The sequence below is a fragment of the Streptomyces sp. NPDC000878 genome (assembly GCF_053599695.1).
The window spans coordinates 106,670-122,519 of the sequence record NZ_JBSFMT010000019.1; the positions used below are offsets into that span (position 1 = coordinate 106,670).

Genomic DNA, 15,850 nt, shown 5'->3' on the forward strand with positions numbered 1-15,850 from the left:
GCCGCCCTATGACTACTTGTCTCTGCCCCCTGGGAGATGCGCAGTCCCCCTGAGGTTCGCAAAGGCGACAGGCATTTGACGAACGAACATATGCCAACATCACCTCTCGACCTGTCTCCTGTCACCCAGAGGAAGTGTTGGCAGCGCGGGTTGGCGGCTACGCACCTCGCCGGAAGTTCAAGGGGCCTACGGGTCGCTGTCGTGTATCCAGACAGCTGCACCGCGTCCTGCTCACCGAACTCAACGCGGCCGGCAAACTCGATTGGTCGAGAGCACGTGTGGACGGCTCCCACATCCACCCGAAAAAAGGAGGAACCGACACCGGTCCGTCGCCGGTCGACCGGCGGAAGACGGGCAGCAAACACCACCTGATCTGCGGCGGACGCGGCACCCCGCTCAAGGTCATCACCACCGCAGCCAACGTCAACGACGTCACGCTGTGTGCCGTGAGCTGCGACGCCGCCGGATCCTGCCGGTCATCTCCGGCAAGGGCGCCCCGAGCGTCGCCGAACAGGCCTTCGCCCTGCGCCACCAATTCAAACGCCTCGCCGTCCGCTGGGAACGCCACAGCGAACTCCACAACGCCTTCCTCTCCCTCACCTGCAACCTCATCTGCCAGCGACGCCTCAAGAAGGCCAGATCTTGATCGTGTTGCGAGCTCGTAGGGTACGTCGCAGCACCAGCCAAGTTGAGCCGTACACCTTGCCAGCGCAAGCACAGCTTCGCCAAGATGATTGCCCACAGAAGCATGTGAACTTGGGGGCACCGCAGATGGCTGTGAAGAGTAACGATCAACGCCTGCTCGACCGAATCCTGGAAGATCAGAGGCGGCGGCTTGCGCCAAATCAAAAGATGGACGATTTCTTTAACTACTTCACAGCCAGCACCGCACTACAAGACCTCGACCTAGATATCGATGAACTCCGTGACGGTATCGTTGACGGCTCTCACGATTGCGGTGTCGACGGCCTCTGGGTTTTCGTTGACGATCGATACGTTTCTGCCAGCATCGATCGTCACGTGACCATTCGGGCAAAGAAGATCGAGCTCGTTATCTTGCAGGCCAAAACTTCGCCTGGCTATCAAGAGACAGCTTTCGAGAAGCTGCACTATCATCTGCCGCTACTTCTCGATATGGGCCGAGATGCAAAGACTCTATCCGAGTCGACGAATGCAAAACTACTAGATCGCACTGGCAGGTTTCTTGACGTACTAGAAGCCCTTGCCTCTTCCTTCCCGGAAGTTTCGATCCGGGTGATTTACGCCACCCGATCCGTCGAGTCGCCGCATCCTAACGTGCGAGCTAAAGGGAACAGGCTCGCCAACGAATTAGCCAAGGTTGCCTCACAAACAAAATGCCATGTTGAGTACCTCGGAGCCCCAGAACTCAGGGAGATGTCAGGGCGCGGCGCTTCGACCGTCTTGGATATGACGTTCACCGAGACGCCAGTCAGTACATCACTCGGCGACGGCTACATATGTCTAGTACGCCTTGATCAATACTATAATTTCATCACGTCCGAAAATGGCGCACTCCGACTCGAACTATTCGAATCCAACGTACGAGACTACGCAGGCCAGACCTCCGTCAATGCCGCAATCGGCGAAACTCTGAAGTCCAATCACCCCGAGGATTTCTGGTGGTTCAATAATGGCGTAACAATCGTCGCAGAAGAGGTCAGCATCGCTGGCAAGAGGATCGTAGTCAGGGATCCTCAGATCGTAAACGGCCTGCAAACGAGCCACGAAATATTCAACCATTTCCGAAACTCAGGGCACCATAACGACCGCTCAGTACTCGTGCGAGTCATGGTCCCACCTTCCTCCGGGCGCGCCAGGGACGTAATCATCCGTGCAACAAACAGTCAGACACAGCTCCCGCCCGGCGCTCTGCGCGCCACCGAGAAAATCCAGAAGGACATCGAAGAAGCGCTCGCGCGTGACGGATATCGTTACGAGCGGCGGGCGAACTACTACAAAAATCTGGGCTTTCCGCTAGAGCAAGTGGTCAGCATGTCCAGATTGGCGCGCGAGTACACTGCCTTTACGGTTGGGGAACCCCACACGGCGCTCAAGTACTCAGAAACACTGCTCCTAGACGATTCCCACTACTACAAGGTGTTCTCGACCGACACGGACATCGACCTGTACGGGCTCGTCCTAGACATTCATGCGCGCATCAGCGATTTCTTGACAGATTACGCCCAAGATCGACCGCTATTGGGCGACACAATGGAGAATTGGCGATACCATCTCGCATACATGAGCCGGTTCACACTAACGCGACTAAGGCGACCCACGCAGGGCGACCTTCTGAACGTAAAGCTGGAACACCTGTCAGATGCTCTCGTGGGAGCAATGGCCAACCTACTGGATCGCGAATATCGAAGCGCCTTGCGCGGGAACAGGACTCAGGGAATTGACAGGGTTGCCCGCAGTGAGGATTTCACAAACAGGCTGCGCCAAGCGACCGTCGTGATGCGCCGTTTCAAAATCGACAGGTAGCACCTGCCACCATATCGTCACCCACGGCAACCAGCACTCGCTTGACAATCGCGCCGTCCCACCCACCGGCCGACACAAGAAGACTCGGACGACGGCACCCACGAAGATGCGTGCACCGCTCTCACAGGCTGCCCATCCGCCAGGATCTGTGTCCGCTCAGCCAAGTGGTGATTGTGCTGCCCTACACGGTTGCACGCCTGTTGATGTCAACCCCTTCTAACTTCCCTGCACCAGTACGGCGATTCCTGCCGATTCGCGGCGTTCGCGTGTATGGCTGAAGACCTGGGTCTAGTCACTCTTCGGACAAGAGTTGGGACAAGAGACGGAAACACTCCCCACAGCAGCCCCTCAGGCCACTTACAGTGCTGTGGCCAACGGGGAGGGAAACACGCATGCGCAAGGGAGCGAAGGCCGCCATCGTCGGGACCGTGTTCACGGTGATGGTCGGCGGGGCCGGGTACGGCGCGTTCAACGTCGTGTCCGCGCTCAGCGAGGACGGCGGTACGGGTGTGAAGACCGGGCCGCCGTCGAAGGACGAGATCGCCGAGGCCGGCGAGGAGTTCTTCGCGGCCTGGGAGAAGGGGCAGGCGCAGGCCGCCGCCGATCTCACCAACAACGCGATACCCGCGAAGAACCTGCTCACCGGGTACAGCGCGGACGCGCACATCACCGGGGTGAAGATCACCCCCGGAACGGCCACCGGAGCGACCGTGCCCTTCTCCGTGAAGGCCACGGTGTCGTTCGAGGGGAAGACGAAGCCCCTCGCCTACAAGAGCAGTCTGACGATCGTCCGGGGTACGACGACCGGGAAGGCGCTGGTCGACTGGAAACCGTCGGTCATCCATCCCGGTCTCGCCGTCTCCGGGGACAAGCTGGTCACCGGGGAGGCCGCGAACCCGCCGATCGAGGCCGTGGACCGGGACGGCAAGGTGCTGACGAAGGAGAAGTACCCGTCGCTGGGGCCGATCCTGGACACCCTGCGGGCGCGCTACGGCGACAAGGCGGGCGGTACGCCGGGCGTCGAGCTGATGATCCGGCACGCGGACACCGAGACGGCCGACACCTCGCTGCTGACCCTCGCCGAGGGCACCCCGGGCAAGCTCCCGACGACGCTGAGCGCGAGCGCGCAGGCCGCCGCCGAGAAGGCGGTGCTGAAGTTCTCCGAGTCGTCCGTGGTCGCCGTACAGCCGAGCACGGGTGAGGTGCTGGCGGTCGCCAACCACCGTACGGACCAGTTCAACGCGGCCTTCGAGGGCACGTTGGCACCCGGCTCCACGATGAAGATCATCACGGCGGCGATGCTGATCGACAACGGTGTCGCGACGATGAACGGCCCGGCGCCCTGTACGCCGACCGCGATCTGGAAGAGCCAGACCTTCAGCAACCTCAAGGGCATGGAACCGAACGAGGGCGCCACTCTCGCCAACGACTTCCTGCGCTCCTGCAACACCGGTTTCATCAAGCTGATCGACGGCACCACCACGAACAAGCTCACCGACGAGTCGCTGACGACCGAGGCCCAGGAGCGGTTCGGGCTCGGGCAGGACAACTGGAAGACCGGGATCACCTCCTTCGACGGCAGCGTCCCCGCCTCCCCCGGCCCGGACCGCGCGGCCAACGCGATCGGGCAGGGCCAGGTGCAGATGAGCCCGCTGAACATGGCGTCGGTGACGGCGACGGCGATCACGGGCGAGTTCCGGCAGCCGTACCTCGTATCGCCCGACCTGGACGACCGTCAGCTGGCGAAGGCGAAGGGGCTGCCGTCGAGCACGTCCGCGCAGCTCAAGGAGATGATGCGGATGACGGCGACCCAGGGCACCGCCCAGGAGGCCATGTCCGGGCTGACCGGGGACATCGGTGCGAAGACGGGGTCCGCGGAGGTGGACGGCCAGGAGAAGTCCAACAGCTGGTTCACCGGATTCCGGGGCGACATCGCGGCGGCGGCCATGACCTTGGAGGGCGGTCACGGCGGCGACGCGGCCGGTCCGATTGTCGCAGCCGTGCTACGGACCGGCGGCTGAACTCACCCGCACAGGACGGGACTCTAGGGTGGTCGTTGTCGTTGAGGTGTAGGTGAGGGCAACGGGGACCCTGGGGATTACCGCGGAGGATCGGGAGCTGTGGGCAAGAGGGGCAAGAAGAGGCACGTCGCCGAGCGACAGAGTGCACGGAAGACCAGGCCCGCCGCGATCGGCGGGATGATCGCCGTGGTCGTCGGCGGCGCCGCTTTCGGCGTCTACGCGCTGTACGGCGGCGGAGCGGCGGCCGAGGACGGCTCCTCGACGGCCACCACGGCCGACCAGAAGTCGAAGGTACCGACGGGCCCGGTGTCGGCGGCGCAGGTCAAGGCAGTCGCCACGCAGTTCCTGACGGCGTGGCAGACGGGCAGGACCGCCCAGGCGGCGGCAGCCACGAACGCCACGACTGCCGCAGCCACAACGCTCCTCACCGGCTACACCAAGGACGCCCACATCACCGGCGTGACGATCACACCGGGCGTGGCGACGGGCGCCAAGGTCCCGTTCTCGGTCAAGGGCACGGTGACGTTCGGCGGTACGAGCAAGCCGCTCGCGTACGAGAGCGCCCTGACCGTGGTCCGTCGTACGTCCGACGGGAAGCCGCTGGTCGACTGGCACGCGTCGGTGGTCCACCCCGACCTGGCGGACGGCGACAAGCTGCTCACCGGGGAGGCGGGCACCCCGCCGATCAAGGCGGTGGACCGGGACGGCGGCGAACTGACGCTGAAGAAGTACCCGTCCCTGGGCACGGTCCTGGACAGCCTCCGGGAGAAGTACGGCAAGAAGGCCGGCGGCAAGGCGGGCATCGAGCTGCGGGTCGTGCGCGGTACGGCGTCCAAGGCGGCCAAGTCGGCCGACAAGACCCTGCTGGAGCTGAGCAAGGGCACGCCGGGTGTGGTGAAGACGACGCTGAGCCCGAGTCTGCAGGCGGCGGCGGAGACGCAGGTCGCGAAGAAGGCGAAGTCGTCGGTGGTGCTGATCCGCCCGTCGACGGGCGAGGTGTTGGCGGTGGCGAACCAGTCCCACGGCTTCAACACGGCGTTCCAGGGGTCGTTGGCGCCGGGTTCGACGATGAAGGTCATCACGTCGTCGCTGCTGATCGAGAAGGGGCTGGCGTCGGCGGACGAGGCGCATCCGTGCCCCAAGTACTCGACGTACGGCGGCTGGAAGTTCCAGAACGACGACGAGTTCGAGATCAAGGGCGGGACCTTCAAGGCGAGTTTCGCGCGGTCCTGCAACACGGCTTTCATCAGCCAGGCGAAGGAACTCGACAACGACAGCCTGACCAAGCAGGCGCAGCAGGTGTTCGGCCTCGGCATGGACAACTGGGCGATCGGCGTCTCGACCTTCGACGGGTCGGTGCCGGTGCAGTCGCAGGCGCAGATGGCGGCGTCGTTGATCGGGCAGGGCGGGGTCCGGATGAACCCGCTGAACATGGCGTCGGTGGCGGCGACGGTGGAGTCGGGGGTGTTCCGGCAGCCGTACCTGGTCTCGGCGGACGTGGACGGCCGTACGTTGGCCACGGCGTCCCGGACGATGTCGTCGGCGACGCTGTCGCAGTTGCGGGAGCTGATGCAGTACACGGCGGCGTACGGGACGGCTGCGGAAGCGATGGTCGGCCTGGGCCCGGACTACGGGGCGAAGACGGGGTCCGCGGAGGTGGACGGCCAGGACAAGCCGAACGGCTGGTTCACGGCGTACCGGGGGGATCTGGCCGGTGCGGGTGTGGTGGTGCAGGGTGGGCACGGGGGGAGTACGGCGGGGCCGATCGTGGCGGCGCTGCTGAAGGCTGGGGGCTGACTTTTCTCGCCCCCGCCGCCCCTACCCATTCCCATCCCCTGGGGGCTGCCGCCCCCAGACCCCCGCTGTCGGCCTGAACGGCCTCGTCCTCAAACGCCGGACGGGCTGGGTATCTCAGCCCGGCACCCGCGCCCCCGCCGCCATGTACGTCCGCCGCAAAAACCTCATCAGCGTCTTCGTCTCGAACTGCACCACCGACACACTCCCCGCCGAGTGGAACTCGACCACCGCCTGCACCCGCCCGCACGGCCACACCCGCACCTCCCCCGACCCCACCGGCGCCCGCAACCCCTCCTCCAGCAACGACCGCGAGAACGTCCACTCATGCGGACCGGGCAGCCCGATCCGCACCGCGCGCGGATCCGCCTCCGGGTCGTAGCGCAGGACCACGGGAACCGCGCCCCGGTCGTCGTCCTGGGTGTCCGTGACGATATGGGCTCGCGCGTACTGCTCGACTGCGGACATCGGACGGCCCCTAACGCTGCGTGACCTATGCAGAAGCTGTGAATCCACTTCTTCTCCAATGTCGCACATTCTCCCGATTCCGCCTCAGATTGCCCTCGCTTCGCTCTTGCAAGAGGTTCGCAACAAGCCACTATTATCGAACGGTGCATGTGCCTGATGGATTCATCAACGCCCCCGTCTCCGTAGCGGCCGGAGTCGTCGCCGCCGGCGCGGTCGCCGTGAGCCTGCGTGGCGCCCGGCGCGAGCTGGACGAACGGACCGCGCCGCTCGCCGGTCTGGTGGCCGCGTTCATCTTCGCCGTGCAGATGCTGAACTTCCCGGTCGCGGCCGGGACCAGCGGACACCTGCTCGGCGGGGCCCTGGCCGCGATACTCGTGGGGCCCTACACAGGGGTCCTGTGCGTGTCCGTCGTACTCCTCATGCAGGGCATCCTCTTCGCGGACGGCGGTCTGACCGCGCTCGGCGTGAACATCACGGTCATGGCCGTGGTGACGAGCGTCGTCGCCTACGCCACCTTCCGCGGACTGGTGAAGGTGCTGCCCAAGAAGCGCCGTTCGGTCACCGTCTCCGCCTTCGTCGCCGCGGCGATCTCCGTACCCGCCGCCGCCTTCGCCTTCACGCTCGTCTACGCGATCGGCGGCACGACGGACGTACCGATCGGGCGGGTCCTCACCGCGATGGTCGGCGTGCACGTGCTCATCGGGCTCGGCGAGGCCGCGATCACCGCGTTCACGGTCGGCGCCGTGATCGCCGTACGGCCGGATCTCGTCCACGGCGCCAAGGGCCTGACCCGGAAGCTTCAGCTGCGCGTCAACGGCGAACTGATCGACGCGGCGCCGGCCGCCGAGCCGCAGCCCACACCCCTCGCCCCCGTCCCCGCCCCCTCCCACCGCACCCGCAACGTCTGGCTCACCGGCCTCGCCGCCTCCCTCGTCCTCGCCGGTGTCGTCAGCTTCTACGCCTCCGCTAACCCCGACGGCCTGGAGAAGGTCGCCGCCGACAAGGGCATCGACGCCAAGGTCGAGGAGCACGCCGCCGCCGACTCCCCGCTCGCCGACTACGGCGTCGAGGGCATCGGCGACGGGCGGCTGTCCGGTGGTCTCGCCGGGGTGATCGGGGTCGGCGTCACGATCGCCGCCGGGACCGGCGTCTTCTGGGCGGTACGCAGCCGTCGTACCGACGAGGACGCCACGGCTGCCTCGGCCGCCACCCCGAGCGCGAGCGTCTGACATGGGTGCCGGGCACGCCCATCGGCTCTACCGGCACGCCCACTCCCCGGTTCACGCGCTGCCGCCGCACACCAAGCTCGCCGCCGCCTTCGCCTTCGTGATCGTGGTCGTCTCCACGCCCCGGGAGGCGGTGTGGGCCTTCGCCGCGTACGCCGTACTGCTGGCGGTCGTGGCCCGGCTCGCCCGCGTACCCGCCGGGTTTCTGCTCAAGCGGCTGCTGATCGAGGTGCCCTTCGTCGCCTTCGCCGTGCTCATGCCGTTCGTGGCGGAGGGCGAGCGGGTCGAGGTGCTGGGAATGTCGCTCAGCGTCAGCGGCCTCTGGGGCGCCTGGAACGTCCTCGCGAAGGGCACCCTCGGCGTCGCCACCTCCGTACTCCTCGCCTCCACCACCGAGCTGCGCGCACTCCTCCTCGGGCTTCAGCGGCTCAAACTCCCGCCGCTGCTCGTACAGATCGCCTCCTTCATGATCCGGTACGGCGATGTCATCGCGGACGAGATGCGGCGGATGCGGATCGCGCGGGAGTCACGCGGCTTCGAGGCGAGCGGCGTACGGCACTGGGGGGTGCTGGCGAAGTCCGCCGGGGCGCTGTTCATCCGGTCGTACGAGCGGGGTGAGCGGGTGTATCTCGCCATGGTCAGCCGGGGGTACACCGGGTCCATGCCCGTCATCGACGAGGTGACCGCGTCCCGGGCGCAGTGGTCGTACGCCTTCGCCCTGCCGGTCGCCGCGCTCGTCGTATGTCTGCTGGGATGGACCCTGTGACAACCTCAGCCCCACCCTCACTCGACGTGGCCGGACTGGCCTACGCCTACCCCGACGGCCACCAGGCCCTCTTCGGCGTCGACTTCACCGTCGGGCGCGGGGAGCGGGTGGCGCTGCTCGGGCCGAACGGGGCCGGCAAGACGACCCTCGTGCTGCATCTCAACGGCATCCTCACCCCGGGCGCGGGGACGGTCACCGTGGCCGGGCTGCCCGTCGGCAAGCGGCACATGGCCGAGATCCGGCGCAAGGTCGGGATCGTTTTTCAGGATCCCGACGACCAGCTCTTCATGCCGACCGTCCGGGAGGACGTCGCCTTCGGCCCCGCCGCGGCAGGCATGAAGGGCGAGGAGTTGGAGGGGCGGGTGCGTTCCGCGCTCGATCTGGTCGGGATGGCGGACTTCGCCGACCGGCCGCCGCACCATCTCTCCTTCGGGCAGCGGCGCCGGGTGGCGGTGGCGACCGTGCTCGCCATGGAGCCCGAGATCCTCGTCCTCGACGAGCCGTCGTCCAACCTCGACCCCGCCTCGCGCCGCGAACTGGCCGACATCCTGCGGTCGTTGGACGTCACCGTCCTCATGGTCACGCACGATCTGCCGTACGCCCTGGAGCTGTGCCCGCGCGCGCTGATCCTCAGCGAGGGCGTCATCGCCGCCGACGGCCCCACCGGCGAACTCCTCGCCGACGACGCCCTGATGCGCGCGCACCGCCTGGAGTTGCCGTTCGGTTTCGACCCGCGCTCCGTCTCCACCGCCCGCACCTGATGGCAACGGGCGCGTGGACAATGGGCGCGTGATCGAACAAGAGGACGCGCACGACGATGTGCACAACCCCGGGTCGCCGCGCCTCGACGACCAGTTGTGCTTCGCGCTGTACGCGGCCCAGCGCGCGATGACCGCCGCCTACCGTCCGCTCCTGGACGAGCTGGGCCTCACCTACCCGCAGTACCTCGTGCTGCTGGTCCTGTGGGAGCGCGGCGAGGTGACCGTGAAGGAGCTGGGCACCGCCCTGTGCCTCGACTACGGCACGGTGTCGCCGCTGCTCAAGCGGCTGGAGGCGGCGGGTCTGGTCCGCCGGGAGCGGTCGGCGCTGGACGAGCGGTCGGTGTCGGTCCGGGTCACCGGGCGCGGCGACGAACTCCGGGAGCGCGCGGCGCTCGTACCGGGCGCACTGCTCGCGGCGACGGAGCTGAGCGGGGGCGAGGTCGCGCGGCTGCGGGGCGAGCTGTGGGAGCTGGCGGAGCGGGCGCAGGGCGCGGCGGACCGGGCCCGGCACTGACCTGAGGTTACCCACGGTTTCTACCCCCGGGTAGCAACTACCTCCCTACCGGCCGGTACCTTGTGCACGATGTAATTGACGTAGTTGTTTTTGGGGGAGGTTCTGCCGTGGCTGACGACGGTATCGATATCGAGGCCGGTCCTGACGCTCGTCCGGACACCCGTCCGACGAAGATCATGTACGTCGCCGAGGCCACCGCCCACGGCGGCCGGGACGGTGACGTCACAAGCCAGGACGGTCAGATCGCGCTGAAGGTGGCGATGCCGCCGGCGCTGGGCGGCGACGGCAACGGCACCAACCCGGAGCAGCTGTTCGCAGCCGGTTACAGCTCCTGCTTCCACAACGCGCTGGTCCTGGTCGGCCACCGCGAGGGCTACGACCTGACCGGCTCGACGGTCGCCGCGAAGGTCGGCATCGGCCCCAACAAGCAGCGCGGCTACGGCCTCGCGGTCGCCCTGAGCGTCTCGCTGCCCGTCCTGGACCAGGACATCGCGGCCAAGCTGGTGGACGCGGCGCACATGGTCTGCCCGTACTCGAACGCCACCCGCGACAACATCGATGTGACGATCATCCTGGGCTGAGGAATCGTCGGCGGGTGAGTGTGCGTTACACCGCCGTGGACTTGAACGTGAAGGGCACGGTCACCGACGGCTTCGAGCCGGTCAGGGACGCGTTCGTACGGAACTTCGCGACCGGCGGCGAGCGCGGCGCCGCCGTCACCGTGTACCGGGACGGGCGCCGGGTCGTCGACCTGTGGGCCGGTACCCGCGATGTCGACGGTGACGCGCCCTGGGAGCACGGCACCGCGCAGATCGTGCGCTCGGCGACGAAGGGCGTCGCCGCCGCCGTACTGCTGATGCTGGCCCAGCGCGGCGAGCTGGACCTGGACGCTCCCGTCGGCGAGTACTGGCCGGAGTTCAAGGCGGCGGGCAAGGAGCGCACACTCGTACGGCAGCTGCTCTCGCACCGCGCGGGCGTCCCCGTGCTCGACCGGCCGCTCACGCCCGCGCAGGCCATCGATCCGGCCCTCGGTGCGGCGGCGGTCGCGGCCCAGGCGCCGGTCTGGGCGCCGGGCACGGACCACGGGTACCACGCGCAGACGTACAGCTGGCTGACGGGCGAACTCGTACGGCGGGTCAGTGGCCGTCCGATCGGTGAGTGGGTCGCGACGGAGATCGCGGGCCCGGCCGGGCTGGACCTCTGGATCGGACTGCCGGAGGCGGAGGCCGAGGCGGGTCGCGTGGGCCGGGTCGGGCGGGTCCCCACCCCGCAGACGCCGGAGTCGGGCGGCATCAGGACACGCCCCAAGCGGTCCGTGGCCGAGGCCTACGCCGACCCGGAGTCCCTTACCAGCCGCGCCTTCGCCGCGATCACCCCGCTCCCGGACGAGAACGACCCCGCGTACCGCGCCGCCGCCCTGCCCGCCTCCAACGGCATCGCCACGGCCGACGGACTCGCCCGCTTCTACGCCTCCCTGATCGGCCAGGTCGACGGCGGGACACGCCTGTTCACCCCGGAGACGGCCGAGCTGGCCCGCCGCGAGGAATCCGCCGGGCCGGACCGCGTCCTGGTGATCGGCACCCGCTTCGGCCTCGGCTACATGCTCCACGGCGCCGCCTCCCCGCTCCTGACCCCCGGCTCGTTCGGCCACCCCGGCCGCGGCGGCGCCCTCGGCTTCGCCGACCCCGAGACGGGCATCGCCTTCGGCTACGTCACGAACGGCCTCCGCAAGAGCGTGACGGCGGACGGGCGCGCGCAGGCGTTGGTACGGGGAGTGCGGGCGGCGCTGTAGGGGCTACAGGGGCTACAGGGGCTACAGACGGAGCTGTAGGGGCGCGGGTAGGCAGGCGAGGCAGGCGCAGGCCTGGCCAGGCGGCTTACCCGAGACCGAGCGAATGCGACGTGCGCCCCGACGCCTCGTCGATCTCGTCGTGGGCCTTCGTCAGCAGTCTCATCGCCAGTTCGTTGAGGGCGCGTGCCCCGGCGATCTCCTCGCCGACGCGTGGCTGGTTCTCGTCGGCCCGGTGACGGCTGGCGTAGCCGTGGGCCCGTACCTCGCTCCCGTCCGCGAGCCGTACGAGCGCCGCGGCCCTCGTGCGCTGCTCGTCCTCCTCGAACTCCAGCTCGACATGCCATCCCACTGCGGTGTGCGTCATGACGATCACCTCCGGTACCGCTGCTTCCAGGGTGCTCCTGTCGCCCCCGGCACGCACGCCCGTTGTGTGACGTTCGTCGCGATGACCCCACTTACCGTGTCCTCAGGCGTCCCGCCGTGCTCTGCTGAAAGCTTCCCGCGAACGTCCCGCACCGACGCGAAGGAGTTGTCGTGCCCCCTACCTCGTGCCGCCCCCGTCCCCACGGCAGCCGTTAACGGGCCACGGGCACGTACCGACCATGCGCTGCTGTCTCCCCGCTCCCCTGGCCGCCCTCGCGGCGTTCCCCTCCCCCCGCGACCTGGTCCGCTCCGGCGCGCTCCTCACGCCCGCCGTGCTCCGCTCCGCGCTCGCCGCGCGCCGGGAGCGCGTGACCCACCCCGACACCGTGACGGCCCTCAACCTGGAGCTGGTCACGCTCACCGAGGACCGCGCCGTCATCACCTGGTACACGGCCGTGCCCGGCACCGACGACGGCTTCGGCCACCTGGTCCCGGCGGTCACGGAGGGCGAGGTGGTGTACGGCACCCACCCCGCCCATCTCGACCGTACGGCGGCGGAGGACCACCCGACGGCCCACCACTACGTGGAGCTGACGGACCTGGAGCCGGGCCAGACGTACTACTACCGGGCCCGTTCGCGGGGCAGGGCGGCCACACCGACCCCGCTGCACCTGGTGCGCGGGAACGCGGTGGGCACCTCCCTCCACGGCCTGGGCTCGCACGGCGGCCCGTACTCCTTCACGACCCCCCAGCCACCCCCCGGCCGCCACCTCCTCTCCATCGCGCTCTGCAACGACCTGCACCTCGGCGAGACGACGGCGGGCCTGGTGGCCGGCGTACCGATGCTGCGCGGGGTCTCGCAGCAGCCCGGCCTGGACCCGTACCCGGAGATCATGAGCCGGGCGATGGTGGAGGAGGCCCACCGGCGCGGGGCGGACGTCCTGCTGGCCGCCGGCGACATCTCGGCGGCCGGCGCACCCCGGGACCTGGCCGAGGCCCGCCGCATCCTGGACGGCTTCGGCACCCACGGACGGGACTACTTCGTCGTACGGGGCAACCACGACCGCCCGAGACACCCCGACGACTCGTTCCGGGACTCCTTCCGCGACGGCTTCCTGGGCGGCGCCGACGGCCTCGGCTACTTCGCACGCGACCTGGGCGGGCTGCGCCTGATCGGCCTGGACACCTACGAGAAGAGCGGCAACGGCGGCGACGCGGGCGGCCTGAGCCCGGAACAACTGGCCTGGTTCAGAACCCAGTTGAGGACGGACCGCGACCAGCCGACGATCGTCTTCGGCCACCACCCGTTGACGACAAGGGACTCGGTGTTCCCGATGGGCCGCGGCCAGCGCCTGGACCGCGCCCAGGCCCGCTCGATCGTCGAGTCGTACGCCGCCTCCCCGGGCGTCTTCCTCCACCACGCGGGCCACACCCACCGCAACAAGCGCACGGCCCTGACCAGCGCGCCGCACGTCACCCAGCAGGAGGTCAGCGCGGTGAAGGACTACCCGGGCGGCTTCTGCCTCCTCCGTATCCACACCGGCGGCTACGCCCTCAACTACTACAAGAACAGCAGCGTCCCGGCCCGCGCCTGGGTCGAACGCAGCCGCCGCACGGCGGGCGGCCTGTGGCCCCACCACGCCTTCGGCCGCGCGGTGACCGACCGCAACAGCATGCGCCTCCACGACCTGTCCGGCGTACGTGCTTACATGCCCGTGTGACAGCCGACAACCCGGCGAAAGCAGCCCCGTTCCGCATCCGCCCCCGCACGGACACCGACCTGGAAGCGTGCGTACGCGTACTGGCGACGGTCCACGAGCGGAACGCGTACCCCCTCAACTGGCCACAGGACCCGCCCACTTGGCTGACCCCGCCGTCACTCCTGGCGGCATGGGTGGCGGAAGAGGATGAGAATGGGAATGGGGGAATCATCGGCCACATCGTCCTGTCCCGCAGCGAGGAGGGCGACGCGGCGGCGGCCCTGTGGACCGGGGGCCCGACGGCCGTGATCAACCGCCTGTACGTCGATCCGGCGGCCCGGGGCCGTGGAGTCGGCGCGGCGCTGATGACCCGGGCGGTGACAGACGCCAACTCCCGTGCCCTGCACCCGGTTCTGGACGTGGCGTCGACGGACACAGCGGCGGCGGCGCTGTACGAGCGCCTGGGCTGGACCCTGTTGGCGGCGGAGGTGGAGCAGGAGTGGGGGCCGGGGCAACGGGTGAAGGTCCGCTGCTATGCGGCGCCGGCGCGACCGGGGCCCACTACCCGGCGTGCAGCATCAGCCCGATCCCGATGACGAGCAGCCCGGCGGCGGCGATACGCGGCGCCCCGAACCGCTCTTTGAAGAACACGGCTCCGATGGCTGCTCCCACGATGATCGAGGATTCCCTGAGGGCGGCGACGGGGGCGAGTTCAGCACGGGTCTGCGCCCACAGCACGAGCCCGTACGCCGCCACGGACAGCGCGGCGCCGAGCAGCCCGACCCCGGCGAACGGCCGTACCTTCGCGAGGAATTGACCCCGCCAGCGGTAGAGGGCATAGCCGGGGATGGCGATGCCCTCCAGGGCCATCAGCCAGGCGATGTAGCCGAGCGCGGACCCTGACGCCCGTACCCCCAGCCCGTCGACGACGGTGTACGCGGCGATGGACAGCCCGGTAGCCAACGCGGCCCCGATCGCCGCCCAGTTGGGCCGCCGGCCGCGCAGCCCCCACAGCGCGACGCCGGTAAGTCCCGCACAGGACAAGGCGATTCCGGCCGCCGCCCAGCCGTCGGGCACCTCGTTCGCGAACACGGCGGCGAGCAGGGTGACGACGAGGGGTGCGGTGCCGCGCGCGATCGGATACGCCTGCCCGAAGTCACCGAGCCGGAACGACCGCATGAGCAGCACCAAGTAGACGAGATGGATGACGGCCGAGACGACGAGATACGGCCACGCGCCGGCAGCGGGAAAGGGCACGAACGGCACGGCGACCAGCCCGATCACCATTCCGCCACCGGCGATGAGCGTGAACCCGACCAGCTTGTCGGTGATGCGGTGCGCGAGCGCGTTCCAGGAGGCGTGGGTGACGGCGGCGAGCAGGACGGCGGCGGTGACGGTCGGGGTCACGAAGCCGCCGACTCCCGCACGTCCACGAGGACGGCACCGGCATGCCCGATCAGCGCCTTCGGCTCCATGGGAAACACGGTGTACGGGGTGCCTGCGGCGGCCCAGACGAGGTCGTGCTCCAGCAGCGAACGGTCGGCGAGCACAGGCGTCCTGGTCCGGTGCCCGAAGGGCGGTACGCCCCCGATGGCGTACCCGGTGGTCTCCCGTACGACGTCCACCTTGGCGCGGGTGACCTTCGCGGCGCCGAGTTCGCGCCGGACGAGTTCGACGTCGACGCGGGAGGCACCGTCCATGAGGACGAGGACCGGGACCCCGTCGGCGGAGAAGATCAACGACTTGCAGATCTGGCTCAACTCACACCCGATCGCGGCGGCGGCCTCGGCAGCGGTACGCGTCTCGTCGGGGAACCGGCGGATACGGGAGGTGAGTTCACTGAGACCCAACTGATCGAGAGCCTCGGCAAAACGGGAAGACGTCGTCATGCCCGGCACGTTAGCGGGCGGACAGATGCATCACGAACGAATTCCGATCAG

Annotated in this window: 16 protein-coding genes; 12 read left to right on the forward strand and 4 right to left on the reverse strand. The window is 68.5% G+C overall.

Features of this window, described 5'->3' with window-relative positions; genetic code table 11:
- The first annotated feature begins 439 nt into the window (after nucleotides 1-439).
- The 4 genes from ACWDR4_RS19375 (at nucleotide 440) to ACWDR4_RS19390 (ending at nucleotide 6,323) form a co-directional block, all read left to right on the forward strand.
- On the forward strand, nucleotides 440-646 hold the full coding sequence (locus tag ACWDR4_RS19375; protein ID WP_450409954.1) for a hypothetical protein: 207 nt from the start codon (nucleotides 440-442) through the stop codon (nucleotides 644-646).
- Between the two features lie 2 nt (nucleotides 647-648).
- Nucleotides 649-2,505 carry an AIPR family protein gene (locus tag ACWDR4_RS19380; RefSeq protein WP_450410017.1) on the forward strand — a complete coding sequence of 619 codons (1,857 nt, stop codon included), beginning with the start codon at nucleotides 649-651 and terminating at the stop codon, nucleotides 2,503-2,505.
- A gap of 392 nt (nucleotides 2,506-2,897) precedes the next feature.
- Nucleotides 2,898-4,526: a penicillin-binding transpeptidase domain-containing protein gene (locus ACWDR4_RS19385; protein WP_450409956.1), complete on the forward strand. Its 1,629-nt coding sequence runs from the start codon at nucleotides 2,898-2,900 to the stop codon at nucleotides 4,524-4,526.
- A gap of 177 nt (nucleotides 4,527-4,703) precedes the next feature.
- The gene (locus ACWDR4_RS19390) at nucleotides 4,704-6,323 is read left to right on the forward strand and encodes a penicillin-binding transpeptidase domain-containing protein (RefSeq protein ID WP_450410018.1); all 1,620 of its coding nucleotides are present in this window, start codon (nucleotides 4,704-4,706) and stop codon (nucleotides 6,321-6,323) included.
- 114 nt (nucleotides 6,324-6,437) lie between these two features.
- Here the strand turns inward: ACWDR4_RS19390 and ACWDR4_RS19395 are convergent, their stop codons facing one another.
- A complete protein-coding gene (locus ACWDR4_RS19395; protein WP_450409957.1) occupies nucleotides 6,438-6,788 on the reverse strand; it encodes an SsgA family sporulation/cell division regulator in 351 nt (116 codons plus the stop codon).
- Between the two features lie 143 nt (nucleotides 6,789-6,931).
- On the opposite strand from ACWDR4_RS19395, the gene ACWDR4_RS19400 reads away from it, so the two are divergent.
- From ACWDR4_RS19400 to ACWDR4_RS19425, 6 genes are all read left to right on the forward strand, one after another.
- A complete protein-coding gene (locus ACWDR4_RS19400; RefSeq protein ID WP_450409959.1) occupies nucleotides 6,932-8,017 on the forward strand; it encodes an energy-coupling factor ABC transporter permease in 1,086 nt (361 codons plus the stop codon).
- A 1-nt stretch (nucleotide 8,018) separates the two neighbouring features.
- Nucleotides 8,019-8,780 (forward strand): cobalt ECF transporter T component CbiQ, encoded by a 762-nt coding sequence (gene cbiQ, locus ACWDR4_RS19405; RefSeq protein WP_450409961.1) that lies wholly within the window; start codon nucleotides 8,019-8,021, stop codon nucleotides 8,778-8,780.
- On the forward strand, nucleotides 8,768-9,541 hold the full coding sequence (locus ACWDR4_RS19410) for an energy-coupling factor ABC transporter ATP-binding protein (protein ID WP_450409962.1): 774 nt from the start codon (nucleotides 8,768-8,770) through the stop codon (nucleotides 9,539-9,541). The genes cbiQ and ACWDR4_RS19410 overlap by 13 nt, the downstream gene beginning before the upstream one ends.
- A gap of 28 nt (nucleotides 9,542-9,569) precedes the next feature.
- Nucleotides 9,570-10,055, forward strand: coding sequence for a MarR family winged helix-turn-helix transcriptional regulator (locus tag ACWDR4_RS19415; protein ID WP_450409964.1), 486 nt, complete (start codon nucleotides 9,570-9,572; stop codon nucleotides 10,053-10,055).
- A 176-nt stretch (nucleotides 10,056-10,231) separates the two neighbouring features.
- The gene (locus ACWDR4_RS19420) at nucleotides 10,232-10,636 is read left to right on the forward strand and encodes an organic hydroperoxide resistance protein (RefSeq protein WP_450410020.1); all 405 of its coding nucleotides are present in this window, start codon (nucleotides 10,232-10,234) and stop codon (nucleotides 10,634-10,636) included.
- A gap of 41 nt (nucleotides 10,637-10,677) precedes the next feature.
- The gene (locus ACWDR4_RS19425; protein ID WP_450410021.1) at nucleotides 10,678-11,847 is read left to right on the forward strand and encodes a serine hydrolase domain-containing protein; all 1,170 of its coding nucleotides are present in this window, start codon (nucleotides 10,678-10,680) and stop codon (nucleotides 11,845-11,847) included.
- 85 nt (nucleotides 11,848-11,932) lie between these two features.
- On the opposite strand, the gene ACWDR4_RS19430 is transcribed toward ACWDR4_RS19425, so the two are convergent.
- Nucleotides 11,933-12,211, reverse strand: a complete 279-nt coding sequence (locus ACWDR4_RS19430) for a DUF1876 domain-containing protein (protein WP_450409965.1) — start codon at nucleotides 12,209-12,211, stop codon at nucleotides 11,933-11,935.
- 238 nt (nucleotides 12,212-12,449) lie between these two features.
- Here ACWDR4_RS19430 and ACWDR4_RS19435 point away from each other — a divergent pair, with 238 nt between their 5' ends.
- The gene (locus ACWDR4_RS19435) at nucleotides 12,450-13,931 is read left to right on the forward strand and encodes a metallophosphoesterase (protein ID WP_450409967.1); all 1,482 of its coding nucleotides are present in this window, start codon (nucleotides 12,450-12,452) and stop codon (nucleotides 13,929-13,931) included.
- Complete coding sequence (locus tag ACWDR4_RS19440; protein ID WP_450409968.1) at nucleotides 13,928-14,506, forward strand: GNAT family N-acetyltransferase; 579 nt, start codon at nucleotides 13,928-13,930, stop codon at nucleotides 14,504-14,506. The genes ACWDR4_RS19435 and ACWDR4_RS19440 overlap by 4 nt, the downstream gene beginning before the upstream one ends.
- Here ACWDR4_RS19440 and ACWDR4_RS19445 read toward each other — a convergent pair.
- Both ACWDR4_RS19445 and ACWDR4_RS19450 read right to left on the reverse strand, forming a co-directional pair.
- On the reverse strand, nucleotides 14,472-15,317 hold the full coding sequence (locus ACWDR4_RS19445; RefSeq protein WP_450409969.1) for an EamA family transporter: 846 nt from the start codon (nucleotides 15,315-15,317) through the stop codon (nucleotides 14,472-14,474). The genes ACWDR4_RS19440 and ACWDR4_RS19445 overlap by 35 nt on opposite strands.
- Nucleotides 15,314-15,799 carry a YbaK/EbsC family protein gene (locus ACWDR4_RS19450; protein WP_450409970.1) on the reverse strand — a complete coding sequence of 162 codons (486 nt, stop codon included), beginning with the start codon at nucleotides 15,797-15,799 and terminating at the stop codon, nucleotides 15,314-15,316. Before ACWDR4_RS19450 ends, ACWDR4_RS19445 begins: the two co-directional genes overlap by 4 nt.
- Nucleotides 15,800-15,850: the final 51 nt, after the last annotated feature.

What these genes read in the sequence shown, in the direction of transcription:
- ACWDR4_RS19435 (WP_450409967.1), top strand. Translation starts at nt 12,450, where the DNA reads ATGCGCTGCTGTCTCCCCGCTCCCCTGGCCGCCCTCGCGGCGTTCCCC.
- ACWDR4_RS19450 (WP_450409970.1), bottom strand. Translation starts at nt 15,799, where the DNA reads ATGACGACGTCTTCCCGTTTTGCCGAGGCTCTCGATCAGTTGGGTCTC.
- cbiQ (WP_450409961.1), top strand. Translation starts at nt 8,019, where the DNA reads ATGGGTGCCGGGCACGCCCATCGGCTCTACCGGCACGCCCACTCCCCG.
- ACWDR4_RS19390 (WP_450410018.1), top strand. Translation starts at nt 4,704, where the DNA reads ATGATCGCCGTGGTCGTCGGCGGCGCCGCTTTCGGCGTCTACGCGCTG.
- ACWDR4_RS19410 (WP_450409962.1), top strand. Translation starts at nt 8,768, where the DNA reads ATGGACCCTGTGACAACCTCAGCCCCACCCTCACTCGACGTGGCCGGA.
- ACWDR4_RS19420 (WP_450410020.1), top strand. Translation starts at nt 10,232, where the DNA reads ATGTACGTCGCCGAGGCCACCGCCCACGGCGGCCGGGACGGTGACGTC.
- ACWDR4_RS19385 (WP_450409956.1), top strand. Translation starts at nt 2,898, where the DNA reads ATGCGCAAGGGAGCGAAGGCCGCCATCGTCGGGACCGTGTTCACGGTG.
- ACWDR4_RS19430 (WP_450409965.1), bottom strand. Translation starts at nt 12,211, where the DNA reads ATGACGCACACCGCAGTGGGATGGCATGTCGAGCTGGAGTTCGAGGAG.
- ACWDR4_RS19395 (WP_450409957.1), bottom strand. Translation starts at nt 6,788, where the DNA reads ATGTCCGCAGTCGAGCAGTACGCGCGAGCCCATATCGTCACGGACACC.